The sequence below is a fragment of the Actinobacillus suis ATCC 33415 genome (assembly GCF_000739435.1).
GTDB lineage: Bacteria > Pseudomonadota > Gammaproteobacteria > Enterobacterales > Pasteurellaceae > Actinobacillus > Actinobacillus suis.
In genome coordinates this window covers 2,256,179-2,277,367 of the sequence record NZ_CP009159.1, presented here as the reverse complement: position 1 = coordinate 2,277,367, position 21,189 = coordinate 2,256,179, and the positions used below count along the sequence as shown (strand labels likewise).

Sequence of the window (21,189 nt, the reverse complement as noted above, 5' to 3'; positions counted from 1 at the left end):
TATTTTGGTTATCTCGTGACTTCTTCGCTATTCACTTCTCCATTTTTGCCCATAAAACGTACTTCCGGATGCAGTTCAACCCCGAATTTTTCACGTACACGGCGGCGTACTTCTTTGGCTAACGCCACGACATCTGAACCAGCTGCCGCTTGCTTATTAATCAATACCAACGCTTGTTTTTCATGTACCGCCGCACCGCCTAATTGAAAGCCTTTCAATTCACATTGGTCAATCAACCAACCCGCCGCCAATTTTACTGTGCCGTCTGCTTGCGGATAGTTTGGAATATTCGGGTAAGCGGTCTGAATTTGCGCAAATTTTGCAGCATCAATCACTGGGTTCTTGAAGAAACTACCAGCATTACCAAACTCGTCCGGATTCGGTAATTTTGCCGAACGTACCGCACACACTTCGTCAAACACTTGTTGAGGCGTTACACGTTGCGGATCAAATTGAGTTAATGAACCGTAACTTAATACCGGCTGCCACGCTTTTGCCAATTTGATTCCGACCGACAGAATCGCAAATTCATCTTTGTACTGGTGTTTAAACACACTTTCACGATAACCGAATTGGCACTCTTGTTTGGTTAAACGGAAAATGTCGCCGGTGCGTAAATTCAGTACTTCGACAAAATCACATACTCGCTCAAATTCCACCCCGTAAGCCCCGATATTTTGAATCGGTGCAGAACCGGCAACGCCCGGAATTAAGGCTAAATTTTCCAATCCGGCGATATTATTTGCCAAGCTCCATTTTACTAGCTCATGCCAATTTTCACCGCCTTGCACATGCAAATAATGGAATTGTTCATCTTCGTGATGTTCGATACCTTTTAATTTGTTGATGAATACGCAACCGTCAAAATCATCTAAGAAAATCACATTTGAGCCCTGCCCTAAAATAAGTACCGGCTGATGATTGTTTACGGCGGTTTGCCATTCGTTAAGTAATTGTTCGGCACTGCTGAATTCAACGATTTTGCTTGCATTTGCCGCTAAATGAAATGTATGGAAAGGAGTTAAACTGTGTTTCATAAAGGATTGATCCGTAACAAAAATTGCGCAAAGTATAGCATAATTCGCAAAAAAATCCCCAAGTACACCGTACTCGGGGATCGTAAAATCGAATAAAAATCCGACCGCTTGTTATTTGCCTTCCGCTGGTTGTTCTTTTTTCAGCATATCTTCAGGAATGAAGCTCTTTTGAATTTTTTCCATATGTGGAAGGTTATGTGCAATACCTTTATGGCAGTCGATACAAGTTTTACCTTGATCTTGTGCCATGGCATGCATTTGCTGCGCCACAGTTTTCTGTTGAGTGAAGTCCATATCTTCAAAGTTATGACAGTTACGACACTCTTGCGAATCATTAGCTTTCAAACGCGCCCATTCACGCTCTGCCATTTCTAAACGATGTGCTTCAAACTTTTCTTTGGTATCCACTTTACCGGTAAAGTGTGCGTAAACCTCTTTTGAAGCGATAATTTTACGTTTCCATTTATCAATAAATTCGTGCGGTACGTGACAGTCTGAACAGATAGCTTTCACACCACTACGGTTTGAATAGTGAGCCGAAGCACGATATTCAGGTACTACGTCATTCATATGACAATCTGAACAGAATTGCTCGGTATTGGTATGTTCTAAACCTTGGTTAAAACCGCCCCACGCTAAAATACCGCCAATCGCAGAAATGATAATGAGTGTACCGGCAGCCATTTTACTCGGCGTACGAAACCAGTTCCAAAATTTCTTAATCATCACCTTTCTCCTTATTTACTTTGTGTCTGACGAATCGTGTCAAATTTGTTTTGAATAATCGGATTTACGTCCGTTTGTTGTACGTGGCACTGTAGACAGAAGTAACGACGTGGTGAAGTACCTTCGGTCGGTTTACCGTCACGATCCATAAAGTGGCTTGCCGGCACGCGTGTCGCACCGGTTGTCGGTGCAACTTCAGGGCTGTGACAACCTAAACATTGGTTGGTATTTTTGGTTACCTGTAAGCCACGAATACTGTGTGGCACAAGCGGCGGTTGGTGGGGGAAAGTCACAGGAATGTTGCCCGCATCTTTCTGTGCGTTGGTATAAGCAGGGGCAACACTTTCCACTGTACTATCGATACTTTTTGCCACTTGCGTTTCCGCCACGGCAAAACCCGCTAATGCGGTCAATAAGAGGGTGAGATATTTTCTCATGTTAAATCACTCCGTTTTAAAATTAAAAAGGGTTATAAGTCCCCCTCTTTAGTAAAGAGGGGTTAGGGGAGATTTTACAAGCGGTGGATTTCCGCCAAATTTTTATAAATTTGAGATTTTTAAATCTCCCCCTGCCCCTCTTTTTCAAAGAGGGGAGTTTTGTTAAACATTTTTCACATCAATACTGCCTTTAAAGCGTGTACCGAATGCAAAGACTTTCTCCGCGCACACATCGATACAACGTCCGCAAGTGATGCAGTCTTTAGAAAGCACAATTTGGCTATCTTCAGGTTTGCCATGTAAAGGGAGTCTTAGCACCTGCGGTTCTGGGCAGACGTTATAACAATCCATGCAGCGGTCGCAGCGGTTGCGATCCACCACATTTACTTTTACGACACTTTTCGCGCCGATCAAGGCATAAGTTGCGCCGATTGGACATAAATGTCCGCACCAGCCGTGTTCGACAACCAGTAAGTCAAACAGGAAAATGACTGCAACTAACCAGACTGTTGCGCCTAAACCGAAGACAAAGGCACGTCCTAATGCGGCAACTGGGTTAATCCACTCCCACAATAACCTTCCTGAGATAGCACTTCCGACTAAAATCATCGCCAAAATTACATAGCGTAAATTGCGTGAGATTTTCGCACTCTGGCGAATACCTAACTTACGTCTCAGCCATGCAGCGGCATCGGTCACCATATTCATTGGGCAAACCCAACTACAAAAGGCTTTACTTGCCACAATCGCATAAAATGCCACGATAATCAGTGCGCCTAAAATCGTTGTCCATTCCGGTAGATAACCGGTCGCTAGGCTTTCTGCCGTCATTAGCGGATCGCTCATTGGCACGCTATCAAACAGCATACTGCCGCTATAGTTACCTTTTAAAATCCAAACATTCCAAAAAGGCCCGCTTAAAAACATTAAGATAATGCTTAATTGACTCAAACGGCGCAGAATGAGAAAGCGATAAGCTCGCCACCAACCTAATTTTTGTCGAGCCTCAAGCCCAGCATCTTTAGGTTTATTCGGTACGTATTTCACATCAGCCATTATTTCACCCCCTTAATGTTTAGATCTAAGTTAGGGAAATGTTCCGCTTCCGGTACGGTGGTGGATTTCGGTACGTAATCGTAAGTGGCACGATTTGGCGTTGCTACTTTCTGATTCGGCTGAACCTGCATAAATTGGTAAGTCGGTTCGCTCATTCCTTCCGGCATACGTGCATCTAACGCTGGGCGTAACCCGTCCGGATGTTGATCCTCCAATAATGCCTTACCTGCATTTTGTTTTTCTTTCCAACCTAAGCGGTAATGTCTGCCGAGTAAGCCTTTGGCAAGATCCATCGGTAATACTTTGATTGCTGCTTCTTCTAACACGCAAGCCTGTTCACACTTACCGCAACCAGTACAAGCATCGGAATGTACAGTCGGAATCAACTTCGCGTGAATTTGAGTACGATTATTGTGTACTTCTTCCAATGTGATCGCTTTGTCAATCAGAGGGCAAACACGATAGCAAACATCACAACGTAAACCTTGCCAGTTCAAACAGGTTTCGTGGTCAAGCAACACGGCTAATCCCATGCGAGCATTATTAATATCGGTGAGTTCCTCGCTCAATGCACCGCTTGGGCAAGCATTCATACAAGGAATATCCACACACATCTCACACGGCTTATCACGAGCCACAAAGTAAGGCGTACCAGCTTCCATCGGTGAAATCAGGCTCGCCAAATGCAACATATCGTACGGACAAGCCTGCACACATTGCCCACAGCGGGTACAAGCCGCTAAAAAGTCTTTTTCAGGTAATGCACCCGGTGGACGAAGCGCTACACCTTCTTTTGCATTCGCTTGTTGTTGCTGTAATCCGAGAATCACACCAACACCGCAAATACCAGCTGCCGTTCTAGTGGCATTTTTCAAAAATTGACGGCGATTTGGGTCAAGTTTCATAGTAGTATCCTTATCTTACCCTCGCCCCTTGCGGGAGAGGGACAGATAAAAATTGCGTAAGACAATTTTTATCAGGGAGAGGGAAAATTCAGATTAAATTTAACCGCTTACCCTCTCTCTGGCTAACTCACTAAACGTTTCGTTAGCCTGTCTCTCTCCCATAAAGGGAGAGAGTAAAATGTCTCATTAAGCCTTAACCACTTTAACCGCACATTTTTTGTAATCGGTTTCGCCTGAAATCGGGTCTGTCGCATCTAAAGTTAATTTATTGGCTAACTGACCGGCATCAAAGAAGGTGGTATAAACTAAACCTTCCGGACATTTATTACGACCACGTGTATCTAAGTGGGTAATCATCTCACCACGGCGGGTAATTAATTTCACTTTGTCACCGTGACGTAAACCACGTTTTTTCGCATCTGTCGGGTGCATCCAACATAAGTTGTTCGGGAACGAACGGTGTAATTCCGGCACACGACGTGTCATCGTACCGGTATGCCAATGTTCAAGTACACGACCGGTACATAGCCATAAATCATATTCTTCATCCGGGCTTTCTGCCGGTGCTTCGTAAGGTACACCTAAGATGATCGCCTTCTTATCCGGATAACCGTAGAACGATACACCTTCGCCTGCTTTCACATACGGGTCGAAACCTTCACGGTAACGCCATAAAGTTTCTTTACCGTCAACCACCGGCCAACGTAAACCGCGAACTTGGTGATAAGTATCGAAATCAGCTAAATCGTGACCGTGACCACGACCGAATTGTGCATACTCTTCAAATAAACCTTTTTGTAAGTAGAAACCGAAGTGCTCCGCTTCATCATTGATATAACCTGGGACGTTAGTCGGCACTTTATATTTATTTACTTCACCGTTGAGATAAAGTACTTCATAAAGGGTTTTGCCACGGTATTCCGGCATTTGCGCTAATAGTTCTTCGCCCCATACTTCATCGGTTTTGAAGTATTTTGAGAACTCAACAATTTGCCATAAATCCGAACGAGATTCGCCCGGGCCTTTCACCTGCTGACGCCAGAATTGGGTACGGCGTTCCGCATTACCGTAAGCACCTTCTTTTTCTACCCACATACAAGTTGGAAGAATTAAGTCTGCCGCGACCGCACTTACAGATGGATACGGATCTGAAACGACGATAAAGTTTTCAGGATTACGCCATCCAGGGAAAATTTCTTCATTAATGTTCGGACCACCTTGCATATTGTTAGTACAAAGCTGCCATAAGAAATTTAATTTACCGTCTTTCAACATACGGCTTTGCATTACCGCAGGGTAACCCGGTTTAGTCGGGATTGTGCCTTTTGGTAATTTCCACGCTTTTTCTACGATCTCAACGTGTTTCGGATTGGTTACCACCATGTCTGCCGGTAAACGATGTACGAAAGTACCTACTTCACGTGCCGTACCACAAGCTGACGGCTGACCGGTTAATGAGAATGGACCACAACCCGGAATGGAAATCTTACCAGTGAGTAAGTGTACGTTGTACATCATATGGTTTACCCACACACCACGAGTGTGTTGGTTAAAGCCCATTGTCCAGTAAGAAACCAGTTTTTGTTCCGGATCCGCATACATTTTCGCTAAAGTTTCTAACTGATCTTTCGGTACACCAGAAATTTCATGTGCTTTTTCTAATGTATAAGGCGCAACGATTTTCTTGAATTCTTCAAAATCAGAATCGTACATTTTGCCCGCAGTTTTCGCATTTTTAGCCGCTTGTTGGAGCGGATGTTCCGGACGTAAACCGTAACCGATGTCGGTTTCACCACGTTTGAACTTGGTGTGTTTATTCACGAAATCCCAGTTCACTTTATCGTTTTGGATAATGTAGTTTGCGATATAGTTAAGAATCGCTAAATCCGAATGCGGTTTGAAGATAATCGGCGTATCCGCAAGTTCAAACGAACGATGTTCAAAAGTGGACATCACTACGACTTTTACTTTATCGTCAGATAAACGGCGATCAGAAATACGGCTCCATAAAATCGGGTGCATTTCCGCCATATTTGAACCCCAAAGCACGAATGCATCGGTTTTCTCAATGTCGTTATAACAACCCATTGGTTCGTCCATACCAAAGGTACGCATAAACGCCACTGCCGCAGACGCCATACAGTGACGTGCATTCGGGTCAATTGTGTTAGAACGTAAACCACCTTTCCAAAGTTTTACTTTTGCATAACCTTCGAAAATGGTTGTTTGACCTGAAGAGAACATACCAACAGCATTACCGCCTTTCGCTTTTAAAGTTGCTTTAACTTTTTCCGCCATAATGCTGAAAGCTTGCTCCCAAGAAACCGGTGTAAAATCACCTTCTTTATGGAATTTGCCGTCTTTCATACGTAATAAAGGCGTTTGTACACGGTCTGCACCGTACATAATTTTTGAAAGGAAGTAACCTTTGATACAGTTTAAACCACGGTTTACTTCTGCATCCGGGTCACCTTGCGTTGCAACCACACGACCGTCTTTAGTACCAACAAGTACACTACAACCCGTACCACAGAAACGGCATGGCGCTTTGTCCCATTTAATACCGTCATCAGCAGCATAAACATTTTTGACCGGAATCGTCATTCCTGCCGCAGCAGCCGCAGCAATTGCCGCGTTTGCTTTCATAAAATCTCTACGATTGAGTTCCATAATGTTTCCCACGTTTATTAAAATGATTAAAAATTATTGCTCATCAATATAATTTGAAATAAGTGATACTACGATAACACCACTAATATCTTTCACTTGTTCAATTAAATCGGCAAGCGCAAGCTGTCTGTCACTTTCTAGCGTGACTACTAATTTACCTTCTTCGGCTTTCTCGCCATGAATCTCTGCATAAGGAATCGTTAAGATATCCGCTTTCACCTGCTCAAGTTTGGCTGGCTTCGCTTGTACCACAAGACTGCAGACATACCAGTTCTGGCTTTCTAAATTACTCATTATTTTCCCTATTAATTCTAATTGCTTTGGTCGGGCAAACACTCAAACAAGCGCCACAACCATTACAAGCGGTCAAATCCAGCACTAAATTTGCAATTCCGCCCAATGCCGGACGAAAACGAATGGCTCTACTTTCGCAACTATCACCACAAGAACGGCACTCAACACGTTGTTTTAGCAAACAACTGTCTTGCACTTCCACTTTATGCGTCCAAGGTTGTTCCGTTATCGCTAAGAAAACATCCGTCTCACAACTTTTCACACAAGCTTGGCAAAAAGTACATTCGCCACGGTTAAAATCTATTTCCGGATAACCGCCGGCGCCTTTGATGATAATTTGAGTTTCGCAAGCAGATATGCAGTTATTACAAGCGGTGCATTTTTGATAAAAATCTGCAAGATTTGTCCAAGGCGGGCGAATCGCATTATGTCCTTGTTGCTTTACCTGCTCCGTTTGTAACGCGTTTAAAAAATGTCCACGTAAAAAACTGCGCCGAGGTAATGATTGTTGGCTAAAATCGGACAAAGCATCCCCATTACAAGTCTAATTAAATGGTCGGCATTATCCGATTTTTACTGGTCTGCTTTTATTACTCGAAGGAGGTATTTGCTGAGGAACAACAGGAAAGATTGATAATTGTCAAAGAATAATTAGAGGAAGTTTTGTATGTAAAGCAAGATTTTAGCGATAATTAGGAACCGTTATTATTTAGCCGAGAAATATGATGAACCATCTGATTATTTATGCACATCCGAATCCGCAAAGTTTTAACCACGCGCTTCTTTCGCAAGCCGTTCAAGCAAGCCAAGGCCACCAAGTTATCGTACGGGATTTATATCAATTAAATTTTGATCCGAACTTAGCTTGGCAAGAATTTCAGTCCAGCCTCACCAGGCAGTACCCGACAGAAATCCAAATCGAACACCGATATTGGCAACAAGCCGATGTCATTACCTTGATTTACCCACTATGGTGGATGGGCTTTCCGGCAATCTTAAAAGGCTACTTAGACCGAGTGTTAAGTTATGGATTCGCTTATCAAAATGGCGAAATTGAAAGCATCGGTTTATTGAAAGGTAAAAAAATGCAGCAATTCGTTACCTTAGGTAATCCGAATGAAAAGTATCAACAAAAAGGTTTTTTACAAGCTTTCGAACATACCATGGGTAACGGGCTGTTTAACTTTTGCGGTATTGAACAAGTAAAAATGCACTACTTCGGTTGTGTTGGCTTAAAAGACACTGATTACGCTGCTATTTTGCAGCAAGTAACGGATAAATGTCGTGAAATTTTAAGTTAAACCGATAAATATCGCACATAACAAGCGGTCAAAATTGATCGATTTTTTGCAAACTTCACGCATCAAAAAAGCCATCCTGACGGATGGCTTTATTCACGTTATATTGATTACAGTGCGATTACTGCAAAGAACACAATCACTGAGTAGAGAGCCGATAATCCGTAGAATACCCAGCCACCCGCAGGAAAGTGAATTTTGAGGTCATGTAAACCATGGTGTACACGGTGCATACCTGCCCACATTGGGAAAATAGTTACCGCCAAAATCACTAATTTACCTAACCAAGTGTGAGCAAATGCCACGATATTATCCACCGGCACTAAACCAAGCGGTAACAACACACCTAAAATTAAGATTAATATAGGGAAGCAAATTGCACTAATTGTACCGCCGGCACTGAACATTAACCATACAGGCGGCTCATTAGAACGTTTCGGATCTTGTTTACTCATTGCCATTCCTCCCCTAAATATAAGTAAATACTAACGCAACTAAGCTTACTACGCCGGTTACCGCCCAAAGTACATTTCTTAAAATGTTTGGGTTAACACGTTCATTATTCACAATGAAAGTAAGCACTTGCGGTGTCATCACATAAAGTGTCGCTGCATGATAAAGCAATGCAGCAATACTGATAACGTTTAAAATAAATACGATTGGGTTTTGTAAGAAACTAATAAAGTTTTCTAAACCTTCCCCACCGAGACTAATTACACCATAAAGCAATACAAGGCAGAACCATACGGTTGCTAAACAGGTTGCTTCACGTACCATGTACATTTTGTAGAAACCGAGTTTTGTCCACCAGTTCGCTTTCATTTCGCGTACATACGCTTTACGTTTAGTTGCTGTTGTCATATTGCCCCCTAGCCTTTTGGTTTAAGCATTGAAATTACGTAATCTTTCGCACTTTCTAATTTACCTTGGTTAATTGCAGAAGCCGGACCTACATGTTTCGGACATACTTCTGAACAATAACCGACGAAAGTACAACTCCATACCCCGTTTTTAGAGCTTAAGAGTTTCATACGTTGCTCACGACCGTTATCACGGTTATCCAAGTTATAACGGTGAGCAAGGGTAATCGCTGCCGGACCGATAAACTCAGGGTTTAAACCAAATTGCGGACAAGCTGCATAGCATAGACCACAGTTAATACACATTGAGAATTGACGATATTTCTCTAATTGTGCCGGTGTTTGTTTAGTACGCTGACCTTCCGGTGCTTTATTATCGATAACATAAGGTTTGATTGCTTCGATGCTATCAATAAAATGGCTTAAATCCACCACTAAGTCACGCTCAATCGGGAAGTTTGCAAGCGGTTCGATTCGCATAAAGCCGCTGTAATCACGTAAGAATGTTTTACATGCTAATTTCGGTTTACCGTTTACCATCATACCGCACGAGCCACAGATCGCCATACGGCAAGACCAACGATAAGAAAGCTCAGGCTCAAGTTCGTCTTTAATGTAACCGAGTGCATCTAATAATGAAGTTTGGCTATCGAACGGCACTTCATATTTGTCTAAATGTGGTTCGCTATCTGTTTCCGGATTGTAGCGAAGCACTTCGATGGTCATTTTGTTTAAATTTGCCATATTATCGCTCTCCTATTTTTGTGCCTGTTCTGCTGCTTTTTTCGCTTTTTCTTGCGCTTCTGCTTCCGCACCATATACACGTTTTGCAGGTTGTGATTTAGTAATTTTCACATCTGAATATTTAATGGTCGGTGTGCCGTCTGCGTTGTAGAATGCTTGGGTGTGTTTTAAGTAATTCACATCGTCACGTTCTGTATAGTCTAAACGTTGGTGTGCACCACGAGATTCTTTACGTTCAACAGCCGAGCAAGCGATTGATTGCGCCACATCTAAAATGAAGCCTAATTCGATTTTGTAGAGTAAATCGGTGTTAAACACGCTTGATTTATCTTTCACGCTGATATTTTTGTAACGCTCTCTTAACTCATGGATTTTGTTTACCGCACCTTCCATACTTTCTTGTGTACGGTAGATACCACAACCTTCTTCCATTGCGTCACCCATTTGGTTACGAATATCCGCCCAAGATTCATTACCTTCTTGACGAGCTAAAGCGTGTAAGCGTGCAACGACATCTTGTGCTTGCGCATCAATTTGCGCTTGGTTACGAGGTGTAGCTTCTTGTGCACGGCGAGCCGCATTTTCACCGGCTACTTTACCGAATACCACTAATTCCGCCAGAGAGTTAGAACCTAAACGGTTTGCACCGTGTAAGCCTGAAGACGCACACTCACCTACTGCAAATAAGCCTTTAATTGAAGTTTCCGCATTCATATCCACTTCAATACCACCCATGGTGTAGTGAACTACCGGGCGAACTGGAATTGGTGAAGTTACCGGATCTACACCTTCATAAGCACGCGCTAACTCGCAAATAAACGGTAAACGTTCGGTTAAGTGTTTTTCACCTAAATGACGTAAGTCTAAGTGAACAACATCAACACCTTTGTCAGTTTTTAAAGTGTTACCTTTTTTCCATTCTTGCCAGAATGCTTGTGAAACTTTATCACGCGGACCAAGTTCCATATATTTGTTTTCCGGTTTGCCGATTGGTGTTTCAGGACCTAGACCGTAATCTTGTAAGTAACGATAACCGTCTTTATTAACTAAGATACCGCCTTCACCACGACAACCTTCAGTCATTAAGATACCGGTATTCGGTAAGCCGGTCGGGTGATATTGAACGAATTCCATATCACGTAATGCCACACCGTGACGATACGCCATTGATAAACCGTCACCAGTTACGATACCACCGTTAGTATTGAAACGATAAGTACGGCAACCGCCACCGGTTGCGATAACGACTGCATTTGCGTTGATTTGAACGAGCGTACCTTCCATCATATTCATCGCCACACAACCGCGAGCTTCGCCGTTGTCGGTCAGAATATCTAAAACGAAATGTTCGTCAAAACGTACGATATTAGGATATTTGATTGAAGTTTGGAAAAGTGTGTGTAATAAGTGGAAACCGGTTTTGTCCGCTGCAAACCAAGTACGTTCGATTTTCATACCACCGAAGCGACGTACGTTTACTTCACCATCCGGACGACGAGACCAAGGACAACCCCAGCGTTCTAATTGAGTCATTTCAATCGGTGAATGCTCAACAAAATATTCTACGATATCTTGTTCACATAACCAGTCACCGCCACCAACGGTATCATTAAAGTGGTTATCGAAAGAGTCTGTATCTTTAATTACCGCCGCTGAACCACCTTCTGCTGCCACAGTATGGCTACGCATCGGGTAAACTTTTGAAATTAAAGCAATTTTAAGATTTGGATTTGCTTCCGCTGCTGCGATTGCTGCACGTAAACCGCCACCGCCAGCACCGATAATTGCGACATCAAAATTAACACTTTGCATAATGCACTCCAAAATAATAGATAAATTAATCAATATAACTTGTTCGCATTTTGCCACTATTTTTTGCACAATATAAGTTTATTTTACGTTTTCACGGCACAAAAAATATGTTTTGTGATCTACCTCAAAAAAGGTACAAAACCTTTATGCGGTATTGATAATTACTCGTAATTACAGATAAGAATTTGTCGCATTAAGCGGTCAAATTTGACCAAAATTTTACCAATGATATAACAAAAATTTTAGGGAAATTCGCCGGTAAGCCGCCTACAAAATTGAAATTAAACTTCACAAACTAAAATAAATACCGCTACAATCTCTTTTTTAACGTTCGATGATCTCTGTAATGAATGAATTAATTTTAGAAAATGTTGAATGGAAACCGACTGCTTCCATCCAAAACCTAATCAAACGCAGCCAAATCATGGCGGAAATTCGCCAGTTTTTTAAAGATCGTGGTGTATTAGAAGTGGAAACACCCGCGCTAAGTGAGTTTTCCGTAACAGACGTGCATCTTTCTACTTTTAGTACTCAATTCCTTTCGCCCTTTGCCAGCGAAGCGAAAACGCTGCATCTGATGACAAGCCCCGAATACCATATGAAACGCCTATTGGCGGCGGGTAGCGGTTCAATTTTCCAATTGTGCCGCGTGTTTCGTAATGAAGAAGCCGGCAAGCGTCATAATCCGGAATTTACCATGTTGGAATGGTATCGCCCGCATTTTGATATGTATCGTTTAATCAATGAAGTGGACGATTTACTTCAGCAAATTCTGGATTGTGAACCAGCGGAATCTTATAGCTATCAGTTCGTGTTCCAAACCTATGCCGGTTTAGATCCGCTTTCGGCAACTCGCGCACAATTAGTTGAAAAAGCCCGTAAGCACGGCTTCCCATGTGAAGATGACGAGAATCGAGATACTTTGTTGCAATTTCTATTCAGTGAAATTGTGGAAGCGAATATCGGTAAAGAGCGCCCGACTGCGGTATATCATTTCCCGTCGTCGCAAGCGGCACTGGCTCAAATCAGTTCGGAAGATCACCGTGTTGCGGAACGTTTTGAGGTTTATTACAAAGGCTTAGAATTGGCAAACGGCTTCCATGAGCTAAGTGATGCGAAAGAACAAATGCGCCGCTTCGAACAAGATAACGTACAACGTGCACAAATGGGCCTACCGGCTCAGCAGTTAGACACTCGTTTTCTGGCTGCATTAAAAGCGGGGATTCCAAATTGTTCCGGCGTCGCGTTAGGCGTGGATCGTTTGATGATGATTGCAATGAATGCTGAGAAAATTGATGAAGTAATGGCATTTGGTGTGGAAAGTGCTTAGATAATTAAAAACCACGGAACACACGGACTACGCTGAATAAAATTTCCATGCTATCTGTGAATTCCGTGGCGACATCTTCTAAAAAATTGACCGCTTGTAGTGATACAAAAACCACAGCATACGCTAATGATACAAAACAAAATTTCCGTGCTATCCGTGTATTCTGTGGTTAAAGGCACTTAGTTTAATTTAGAGTTTAATAAAACCGTCATAAATATGGGTAGCATCACCGGTCATATATAACGGATGACCGACACCTTCCCACTCGATTTGGAGTGAACCACCGGGTAAGTCGACTTGTACATTACTATCCAACAAGCCTTGCATAATACCTACTGCAACCGCACCACAAGCACCACTACCGCATGCCTGCGTTTCGCCGGCACCACGTTCAAATACTCGTAATTTAATATGATTACGATTCACTACTTGCATAAAGCCGATATTCGCGCGCTCAGGAAAACGTTCATGATTCTCCAACAAAGGTCCTAATTCATTTACCGGTGCTGTCTTAATATCTTCAACTTGTAACACGCAATGCGGATTGCCCATTGAAACCACACCGCATAACACCGTTTGCAAATCCGTTCTTAGAATATAATTTTTTTCAAATTTATTTGCCGTAAACGGAACCTGTGCCGGTTCCCAAATCGGTTCCCCCATATTCACACGAACTTTTTCTTCACCTTTTAAAGTTAATACCATTTTGCCTTTGGCAGTACTCACGCGAATATCTTGTTTATTGGTTAAACCTTTTAGCGTGACAAAACGGGCAAAGCAGCGCGCACCATTACCGCATTGTGCAACTTCACTACCGTCCGCATTAAAAATACGGTAATGGAAATCTAAATCCGGGTCGTAAGGCGGCTCTACAAGCAATAATTGGTCGAAACCAACGCCGGTATGACGATCAGCTAATTTTCGGATCACATCCTCGGTAAGATAGACATTTTGCGTTACACCATCAATCACCATAAAGTCATTGCCAAGCCCGTGCATTTTTGAAAATTGCATATTATTTCCTATCATAAAAAAATTTAATTATTGATTCTTATAGCGATTAGTTTTATTTATTGCTATATTAAGCACCCTTTTCAAAGAGTTTAATTCTGCTTTGAGAAGGCTTATCTCTAAGGACTATTTCCTCAAGTATGAGGATTTTTTTACTGAATTACAATGGAGTAATCAAATTATGTCTGCAATGTTTCTTTTGCAATTTGCCATAGTTTTACTATGCATTTTGATTGGTGCCCGTGTCGGTGGTATCGGTTTAGGGGTATTTGGCGGGTTAGGCTTAGCGATCCTTTCTTTCGTGTTTGGTTTAAAACCAGCTGGCTTACCGATTGACGTAATGTTTATGATCATGGCGGTAGTTGCAGCCGCAGCGGCAATGCAAGCGGCCGGCGGTTTAGACTATATGATCAAACTGGCGACAAACATTTTACGTCGTAATCCAAAATATATTACTTTTATCGCACCGCTTGTTACTTGGACATTCACTGTGTTAGCGGGTACAGGTCACGTAGCGTATTCAGTATTACCTGTTATCGCTGAAGTTAGTCGCCATAACGGTATTCGTCCAGAGCGTCCTCTCTCAATGGCAGTAATCGCTTCACAATTTGCGATCGTAGCAAGCCCGATTGCGGCGGCGGTAGTTGCAGTAGTGGCATTTTTAGAGCCGCAAGGCATTACTTTAGGCGATGTATTAATGGTAACCGTGCCGGCAACTTTACTTGGTTTAATGCTTGCTTGTGTATTCGTAAATAAAATGGGTAAAGAGTTAAAAGACGATCCGCATTACCAAAAATTATTACAAGATCCTGATTACGTAAAAGAAAATCACACTTCTGTCGATCCTGCAGATATTCAAATTAAATCAACCGCAAAAACTTCTGTAGGTTTATTCTTATTCGGTGCATTATTAGTTGTATTAATGGGTGCGGTACCGTCACTTCGTCCTGTGTTTGACGGCAAACCGATGGGTATGGCGCATACGATTGAAATCGTGATGCTTTCTGTCGGTGCATTAATTATCTTATTCTGCAAACCGGACGGCGATGAAATCACTAAAGGTTCGATTTTCCATGCCGGTATGCGTGCGGTAATTGCGATTTTCGGTATCGCATGGTTAGGTGATACGTTAATGCAAGGTCATATGACTGAAGTGAAAGGCATGGTACAAGGCTTAGTAGAAACCGCACCATGGGCATTTGCTTTCGCATTATTTGTTTTATCGGTATTAGTAAACAGCCAAGGTGCAACTGTGGCAACACTCTTCCCGCTTGCGATTGCAATCGGCATTCCAGCACCGGTATTAATCGGGGTATTCGTGGCAGTAAACGGTTATTTCTTTATTCCGAACTACGGTCCGATTATCGCCTCAATTGACTTCGATACCACCGGTACAACCAAAATCGGTAAATATATCTTTAACCACAGCTTTATGTTACCGGGCTTATTAAGTATGATTTTCAGCATTGGCTTCGGTCTTTTATTAGCAAATATTTTACTTTAATTAGCTAACGAAAAATGCCCTCCAACTTTAAGTCGTGAGGGCATTTTTTTGCAAAAAATTTAGTAATTTTGACCGCTTGTAAAAAGGCGTACTAGCAAAATTCCTATCACTGTACACAAAATTCCCCCAACCAAATGCAAACCGATAATACCGAAGGCTTGGTAATATTTCTCCGCCAGTAACTTTTCACTTACTTCTAATGAAAAGCTCGAAAAAGTGGTGAAGCTGCCTAGAAAACCAGTAATAAACAATAATTTCTGCCCGTCATTCAAATGCAAGCCAATGGCGATTCCAATTAAGAAGCAGCCGAGCAAATTGGCTAACAATGTACCAAAGGCAAACTGGCTGAGAAAACCGTTAAACCATACGCCTAATTGCCAGCGAGAAATTGCGCCTAACACCGCACCGAGAGTAATCCAAAGAATAGTCATAGCTACACCAAAAACAAATGAGGAATTAAATTCATCACCACTACCGTCGCAATCGAAAGCAGCAGACGTGATGCACCAAAAATGAAGCCTCGATTGGTACCATTATCAAATTTCACTAACAGATTCGCCATTGCTGTCAGCGCATACACCTCAATCACGGTAAAAATAACCAAATAGACATAAGCACTAAACAGCGAAATGTAATGCAAGGTAATAAACCACGGCACAATGATACCAATCGCCAACAGCGGTGCGACCCAAACGGTTTGCTTCGCAGTGAGATTAATTTTACGCGAGAAGTAGCTTTGTAACGATACCGTCATCAAACCGTTCACAAATAATGCGATTGGGCTATGTTCCGGTGCAGCTAATTTGTTATCAAATAAAAACGGGAAAATCACAAAAAACGAAGTGGCAATTGATAGCGGAATAAACAGCATCAAATGCACAAATAAAAACTCTTTAGTAATAATTTCTCGAATCTGTCCGAAGCGGAATTTGACTAAAGTTTGTAAGGTTTGAATCTGATAAAACGGCTTGACCATCAGCGCAAATAGCACCGCCTCCATCGCAAAACAAACCCAAATTAATAACTCAATTTGCTCAAATTTAATAAACGGAATCACCAGTAACGGTGCAAACATCGAAGACATACTGGTCACTTTCAGATATTTACCCTGCAAACGGGTTTTCTCACTATATTCATCGCCTGCCAAAGCCAATAAACACGCCTTCGCATTGGTACCAAACAAACAGCTTCCTAGCCCGAAACAAGTAGTAGCTAACAATAATAACCAGTAATTATCCGCTGAGAGGAAGAAAATATAAGCCAACACGTCCAGCAAACAGCCTAGTAACATCATTTTAGCCAAGCCATAACGATCGCCCCAAATGCCGGCTAAAATTGCCAATGCTTGATTACAAAAGAATAATAAAGACAACGAAAAAGCGATTTCGCTATTGCTTAAGCCTTTTTTCTGTAAATAGATAAAAAACACGGTTTGCATTGAGAAAAATGCAAGAGTGGAGAAAAATCGTCGAATCAATAAAAGTTTTTGAAGGTTCATAAAGAGATAAATTTGTAAAAATCAGCCGAGATCTTACCGCTTTTGTGGCGGATATTCGATATAATTCAACAAATTTTCCTTTCCTTTCATTTTTATGACTAAAAACCTCTACCTTGGCGTGATGTCCGGCACCAGTCTTGACGGCGTGGATTTATGTGTAATGGATTTTGCAAAAAATCCGCCAAAACTGACCGCTTGCAGCTTTACACCTATGCCGGAAGATTTACGCACCGATTTATCGCACTTACTCAAAAGCGGTGAAACTTCCTTACAAAAATTAGGTGAAATCGATCACCGTTTAGGCCTGTTGTATGCCGAAAGTATCAATCGCTTTTTAGTCGAACATCATCTCACTGCAAGTGATATTCAAGCAATCGGTTGTCATGGACAAACTGTATGGCATTCTCCAAACGGCAAATTCCCATTTACCATGCAAATCGGTGATATGAATTTGGTTGCCGCTCATACCGGCATTACCACTATTGCGGATTTCCGTCGCAAAGATATGGCGGTCGGCGGACAGGGGGCACCATTAGTGCCGGCTTTTCACGAAGGGATTTTTGCCTCGCCGGAACGCTTAACCGTAGTGCTAAATATCGGCGGTATTTCCAATATTTCGGTACTTGCGCCACAGCAGCCGACCATTGGCTACGATGTCAGTGTCGGCAATGCACTGATGGATTCGTGGATAGAGCTGCACCAAGCTAAACGCTATGACAAAAATGCCGAATGGGCAAAAACCGGGACACTAATTCCGGCATTGCTCAACAGTTTACTTGATGAGCCTTTTTTCAAATTACCTGCCCCGAAAAGCACCGGACGAGAATTATTTAATCTCGAATGGCTTGCAAAAAAATCGCCAAATTTAACCGCTTATCGCCCTGAAGACGTACAACGGACACTGGCGGAATTTACTGCACAAAGTGTCGTAAACGAGTTAAAAACTTTAGAAAGTGAAAAGCAATGCTTGTTACTTGTGTGTGGTGGTGGCGCACGCAACCCATTGTTAATGCAGAGATTTTCAGAATTACTGCCAAAATGGCAGGTGGCTACCACTGATGAGTACGGATTGGATATTGATTATGTCGAAGCAGCTGCTTTTGCTTGGCTGGCTTATCAACGAGTGCATAATTTAACGAGCAACTTACCAAGTGTAACCGGAGCAAAACAGCCGGTGAGTTTAGGGGTAATTTATCCTAAGTAATCACTTCCTCACTTGTATAAAACACCAAAAGTAAAAGGTGGTTGGAGATAAAAATGTCAGAAAAAAATTTATTAACCGCGTTGTCAAAAATGATTACCGAACAACGCAATCCTCACTCAATGAATATCGATCAGCTCTCTGCACTTGAGCTAGTGAAAGTGATCAATCAAGAGGATAAACAAGTCCCACTTGCGGTGGAAAAATGTTTGCCGCAAATTGCTCAAGCAGTCGAAAAAATCGTACAAGCGTTCCAAAATGGGGGACGTTTAGTCTATATCGGTGCCGGTACGAGTGGGCGCTTAGGTGTATTGGATGCTTCAGAATGTCCGCCAACTTACGGTGTTTCGCCGGAAATGGTGGTCGGTATTATTGCCGGCGGCGAACGTGCGTTACGCCACCCGATTGAAGGTGCGGAAGATAACACGGAACAAGGCAAAGCCGATTTACAAGCGGTCAATTTTTCACAAAAAGATGTATTGGTCGGCATTGCAGCAAGCGGGCGCACGCCTTATGTGATTGGTGCGTTGGAATATGCCAAATCTTTGGGCTCGACTACCGTTTCGATTGCCAGCAACCCGAATTCAGCTATGGCACAAATTGCAGAGATTGCGATTGATACGATTGTGGGGCCGGAGGTGCTGACTGGCTCAAGTCGTATGAAATCCGGTACGGCACAAAAGCTGGTGTTGAATATGCTGACCACCGCCTCCATGGTGATGATCGGCAAATGCTATTCCAATTTAATGGTTGATGTACAGGCAAGCAACGAAAAACTCAAAGCCCGTGCGATTAAAATCGTGATGGAAGCCACCGAATGTGATCGAACAGTTGCCGAAAATGCGCTAAAAATTGCCGAAAACAACGCAAAATTAGCAATTATGATGATTTTGAGTGATTCGGATAAAACTACTGCTGAACAATTACTTTCTGTGCATCGCGGAAAGTTGCGTCAAGCACTCGCCAAATAAGGCATAAAAAAGCGGTCGGATTTTGCAAATTTTCTACAAAATCCGACCGCTTGGAACGTAGCTAATTAGCGTTTACCGCCAAACATCCCGCCTAAGCCACCGAGGCCGCCTAAACCGCCTCCGCCCATTAAGCCTTTCATGCCACGCATCATTTTCGCCATACCGCCTTTACGCATTTTCTTCATCATACGCTGCATTTCATCGAATTGCTTAAGCAATTTGTTTACGTCTTGCACCTGTGTACCCGAACCTAACGCAATACGACGACGACGAGAGCCTTTAATAATATCCGGATTCGCACGCTCTTTCAGCGTCATAGAGTTGATGATTGCTTCCATTTTAACGAACATTTTATCATCCACCTGATTTTTTACATGATCAGGTAAATTCTTCGCACCAGGCAGTTTATCCAGCATCGACATCATACCGCCCATTTTTTTCATTTCGATGAGCTGTTCACGGAAATCTTCAAGGGTGAAGTCATCACCTTTCTTGAATTTCTGTGCCATTTTCTCAGCTTTTTCTTGGTCAACCGAGCGTTGTAAATCTTCAATTAACGATAGCACATCGCCCATACCCAGAATACGTGAAGCAACACGATCCGGATGGAACGGTTCTAACGCATCAGTTTTCTCACCCACACCGAGGAATTTAATCGGCTTGCCGGTGATTTGACGAATAGATAACGCCGCACCACCACGTGCATCACCATCTACTTTGGTTAAGATTACACCGGTAAGTGGTAATGCTTCGTTGAAAGCTTTTGCCGTATTCGCCGCATCTTGGCCGGTCATCGCATCCACGGTGAAAAGTGTTTCAATCGGATTTAATACGCTGTGGATTTGCTGGATTTCTTCCATCATCTCACCGTCAACGTGTAAACGACCTGCAGTATCCACAATTAAAACATCAAAGAAATTCAGTTTTGCGTGCTTTAAGGCAAGTTCCGCGATTTCAACCGGTTTTTGGCTTGTCTCTGTCGGGAAGAAATCGACTTTTAATGCTTCCGCTAAGGTTTGAAGCTGTTTAATCGCCGCTGGACGATAAACGTCGGCAGAAACCACTAATACTTTCTTCTTGTGGCGCTCTTTAAGGAATTTTGCTAATTTACCGACCGAAGTAGTTTTACCCGCACCTTGTAAACCCGCCATTAAAATTACTGCCGGCGGTTGGGTCGCAAGATTTAACTCCTCATTCGCCTCACCCATCGCTTTCTCAAGTTCGCTTTGTACGATCTTAAGAAACTCCTGACCCGGCGTTAAACTTTTATTTACCTCTTCACCAATCGCACGCTCTTTCACTTTATTAATGAATTCACGCACAACCGGTAACGCTACATCGGCTTCTAATAACGCCATACGTACTTCACGCAGCGTATCTTTAATATTATCTTCAGTTAAACGACCTTTACCGGTAATGTTACGCAAGGTTTTCGATAGTCTGTCAGATAGGTTTTCAAACATAATTTTCTCTTTGCAAAATTTTTCTAAAATCAGACCGCTTTTCTTTTTAAGTTTTAAGCCCAAGAGAGCTTCAGCGGAAAATTATTTTCATTATACAAAAAATCCACCTTTATGACAGGATAAAAGGTGGATTTTCAGGTATAAAAAATGCGACATCACTCGTATTAAAAGTGATGTCGCAAAATTGACGATATTCGAGGAATCATTTTTATTGTTTCGCTAATGATACTCTGTCTCACACAATTTTGCGAAGGGAAATTTCAAGTTTTTTTCAAAAATTGGAGAGAGATCACAAAATTTCAACAATGGCACTTAGCATATAGAAAATGCGCTTTTCAGCCTCTAGAAAAAGCGAAACCCTGATAGTTATTT

Annotated in this window: 21 protein-coding genes; 5 read left to right on the top strand and 16 right to left on the bottom strand. The window is 42.4% G+C overall.

Features of this window, described 5'->3' with window-relative positions:
* Positions 1-8 precede the first annotated feature (8 nt).
* From murB to napF, 8 genes are all read right to left on the bottom strand, one after another.
* Complete coding sequence (gene murB / locus ASU1_RS10605; RefSeq protein ID WP_015674349.1) at positions 9-1,037, bottom strand: UDP-N-acetylmuramate dehydrogenase; 1,029 nt, start codon at positions 1,035-1,037, stop codon at positions 9-11.
* A 111-nt stretch (positions 1,038-1,148) separates the two neighbouring features.
* Complete coding sequence (locus ASU1_RS10600) at positions 1,149-1,763, bottom strand: cytochrome c3 family protein (protein WP_015674348.1); 615 nt, start codon at positions 1,761-1,763, stop codon at positions 1,149-1,151.
* An 11-nt stretch (positions 1,764-1,774) separates the two neighbouring features.
* Positions 1,775-2,200, bottom strand: coding sequence for a nitrate reductase cytochrome c-type subunit (locus tag ASU1_RS10595; protein WP_005625247.1), 426 nt, complete (start codon positions 2,198-2,200; stop codon positions 1,775-1,777).
* Between the two features lie 162 nt (positions 2,201-2,362).
* The gene (gene napH, locus ASU1_RS10590) at positions 2,363-3,256 is read right to left on the bottom strand and encodes a quinol dehydrogenase ferredoxin subunit NapH (RefSeq protein WP_015674347.1); all 894 of its coding nucleotides are present in this window, start codon (positions 3,254-3,256) and stop codon (positions 2,363-2,365) included.
* Entirely contained in the window at positions 3,256-4,161 is a 906-nt protein-coding gene (gene napG, locus ASU1_RS10585) for a ferredoxin-type protein NapG (protein WP_015674346.1), read from the bottom strand. Before napG ends, napH begins: the two co-directional genes overlap by 1 nt.
* Positions 4,162-4,347: 186 nt before the next feature.
* Entirely contained in the window at positions 4,348-6,831 is a 2,484-nt protein-coding gene (napA, locus tag ASU1_RS10580) for a nitrate reductase catalytic subunit NapA (RefSeq protein WP_015674345.1), read from the bottom strand.
* Between the two features lie 33 nt (positions 6,832-6,864).
* Positions 6,865-7,125 carry a chaperone NapD gene (locus ASU1_RS10575; protein WP_015674344.1) on the bottom strand — a complete coding sequence of 87 codons (261 nt, stop codon included), beginning with the start codon at positions 7,123-7,125 and terminating at the stop codon, positions 6,865-6,867.
* On the bottom strand, positions 7,118-7,651 hold the full coding sequence (gene napF / locus ASU1_RS10570) for a ferredoxin-type protein NapF (protein WP_015674343.1): 534 nt from the start codon (positions 7,649-7,651) through the stop codon (positions 7,118-7,120). The genes ASU1_RS10575 and napF overlap by 8 nt, the downstream gene beginning before the upstream one ends.
* 199 nt (positions 7,652-7,850) lie before the next feature.
* Between napF and ASU1_RS10565 the strand changes: the two genes are divergently transcribed.
* A complete protein-coding gene (locus tag ASU1_RS10565) occupies positions 7,851-8,426 on the top strand; it encodes an NAD(P)H-dependent oxidoreductase (protein ID WP_015674342.1) in 576 nt (191 codons plus the stop codon).
* A 107-nt stretch (positions 8,427-8,533) separates the two neighbouring features.
* Here ASU1_RS10565 and frdD read toward each other — a convergent pair whose 3' ends face one another.
* From frdD to frdA, 4 genes are read right to left on the bottom strand one after another with little or no spacing between them, the layout of a single operon-like run.
* Positions 8,534-8,878, bottom strand: a complete 345-nt coding sequence (frdD, locus tag ASU1_RS10560) for a fumarate reductase subunit FrdD (protein WP_015674341.1) — start codon at positions 8,876-8,878, stop codon at positions 8,534-8,536.
* A gap of 13 nt (positions 8,879-8,891) precedes the next feature.
* A complete protein-coding gene (frdC, locus tag ASU1_RS10555; RefSeq protein WP_015674340.1) occupies positions 8,892-9,284 on the bottom strand; it encodes a fumarate reductase subunit FrdC in 393 nt (130 codons plus the stop codon).
* A gap of 8 nt (positions 9,285-9,292) precedes the next feature.
* On the bottom strand, positions 9,293-10,027 hold the full coding sequence (locus ASU1_RS10550) for a succinate dehydrogenase/fumarate reductase iron-sulfur subunit (RefSeq protein ID WP_015674339.1): 735 nt from the start codon (positions 10,025-10,027) through the stop codon (positions 9,293-9,295).
* Between the two features lie 12 nt (positions 10,028-10,039).
* Positions 10,040-11,839, bottom strand: a complete 1,800-nt coding sequence (gene frdA, locus ASU1_RS10545; RefSeq protein WP_015674338.1) for a fumarate reductase (quinol) flavoprotein subunit — start codon at positions 11,837-11,839, stop codon at positions 10,040-10,042.
* Positions 11,840-12,185: 346 nt separating this feature from the next.
* Between frdA and epmA the strand changes: the two genes are divergently transcribed.
* Positions 12,186-13,169 carry an elongation factor P--(R)-beta-lysine ligase gene (gene epmA, locus ASU1_RS10540; RefSeq protein WP_015674337.1) on the top strand — a complete coding sequence of 328 codons (984 nt, stop codon included), beginning with the start codon at positions 12,186-12,188 and terminating at the stop codon, positions 13,167-13,169.
* Between the two features lie 189 nt (positions 13,170-13,358).
* Here epmA and dapF read toward each other — a convergent pair whose 3' ends face one another.
* Positions 13,359-14,183, bottom strand: a complete 825-nt coding sequence (dapF, locus tag ASU1_RS10535) for a diaminopimelate epimerase (protein ID WP_015674336.1) — start codon at positions 14,181-14,183, stop codon at positions 13,359-13,361.
* 178 nt (positions 14,184-14,361) lie between these two features.
* Between dapF and ASU1_RS10530 the strand changes: the two genes are divergently transcribed.
* Complete coding sequence (locus tag ASU1_RS10530; RefSeq protein WP_015674335.1) at positions 14,362-15,684, top strand: anaerobic C4-dicarboxylate transporter; 1,323 nt, start codon at positions 14,362-14,364, stop codon at positions 15,682-15,684.
* 59 nt (positions 15,685-15,743) lie between these two features.
* On the opposite strand, the gene ASU1_RS10525 is transcribed toward ASU1_RS10530, so the two are convergent.
* Both ASU1_RS10525 and ASU1_RS10520 read right to left on the bottom strand, forming a co-directional pair.
* Positions 15,744-16,115, bottom strand: a complete 372-nt coding sequence (locus ASU1_RS10525; RefSeq protein ID WP_015674334.1) for a fluoride efflux transporter FluC — start codon at positions 16,113-16,115, stop codon at positions 15,744-15,746.
* 2 nt (positions 16,116-16,117) lie between these two features.
* Entirely contained in the window at positions 16,118-17,182 is a 1,065-nt protein-coding gene (locus ASU1_RS10520) for an MFS transporter (protein ID WP_015674333.1), read from the bottom strand.
* Between the two features lie 94 nt (positions 17,183-17,276).
* Here ASU1_RS10520 and ASU1_RS10515 point away from each other — a divergent pair, with 94 nt between their 5' ends.
* Both ASU1_RS10515 and murQ read left to right on the top strand, forming a co-directional pair.
* Entirely contained in the window at positions 17,277-18,386 is a 1,110-nt protein-coding gene (locus ASU1_RS10515) for an anhydro-N-acetylmuramic acid kinase (protein ID WP_015674332.1), read from the top strand.
* 53 nt (positions 18,387-18,439) lie between these two features.
* The gene (murQ, locus tag ASU1_RS10510) at positions 18,440-19,354 is read left to right on the top strand and encodes an N-acetylmuramic acid 6-phosphate etherase (protein WP_015674331.1); all 915 of its coding nucleotides are present in this window, start codon (positions 18,440-18,442) and stop codon (positions 19,352-19,354) included.
* A 65-nt stretch (positions 19,355-19,419) separates the two neighbouring features.
* On the opposite strand, the gene ffh is transcribed toward murQ, so the two are convergent.
* Complete coding sequence (ffh, locus tag ASU1_RS10505) at positions 19,420-20,817, bottom strand: signal recognition particle protein (RefSeq protein WP_015674330.1); 1,398 nt, start codon at positions 20,815-20,817, stop codon at positions 19,420-19,422.
* Between the last annotated feature and the right edge of the window lie 372 nt (positions 20,818-21,189).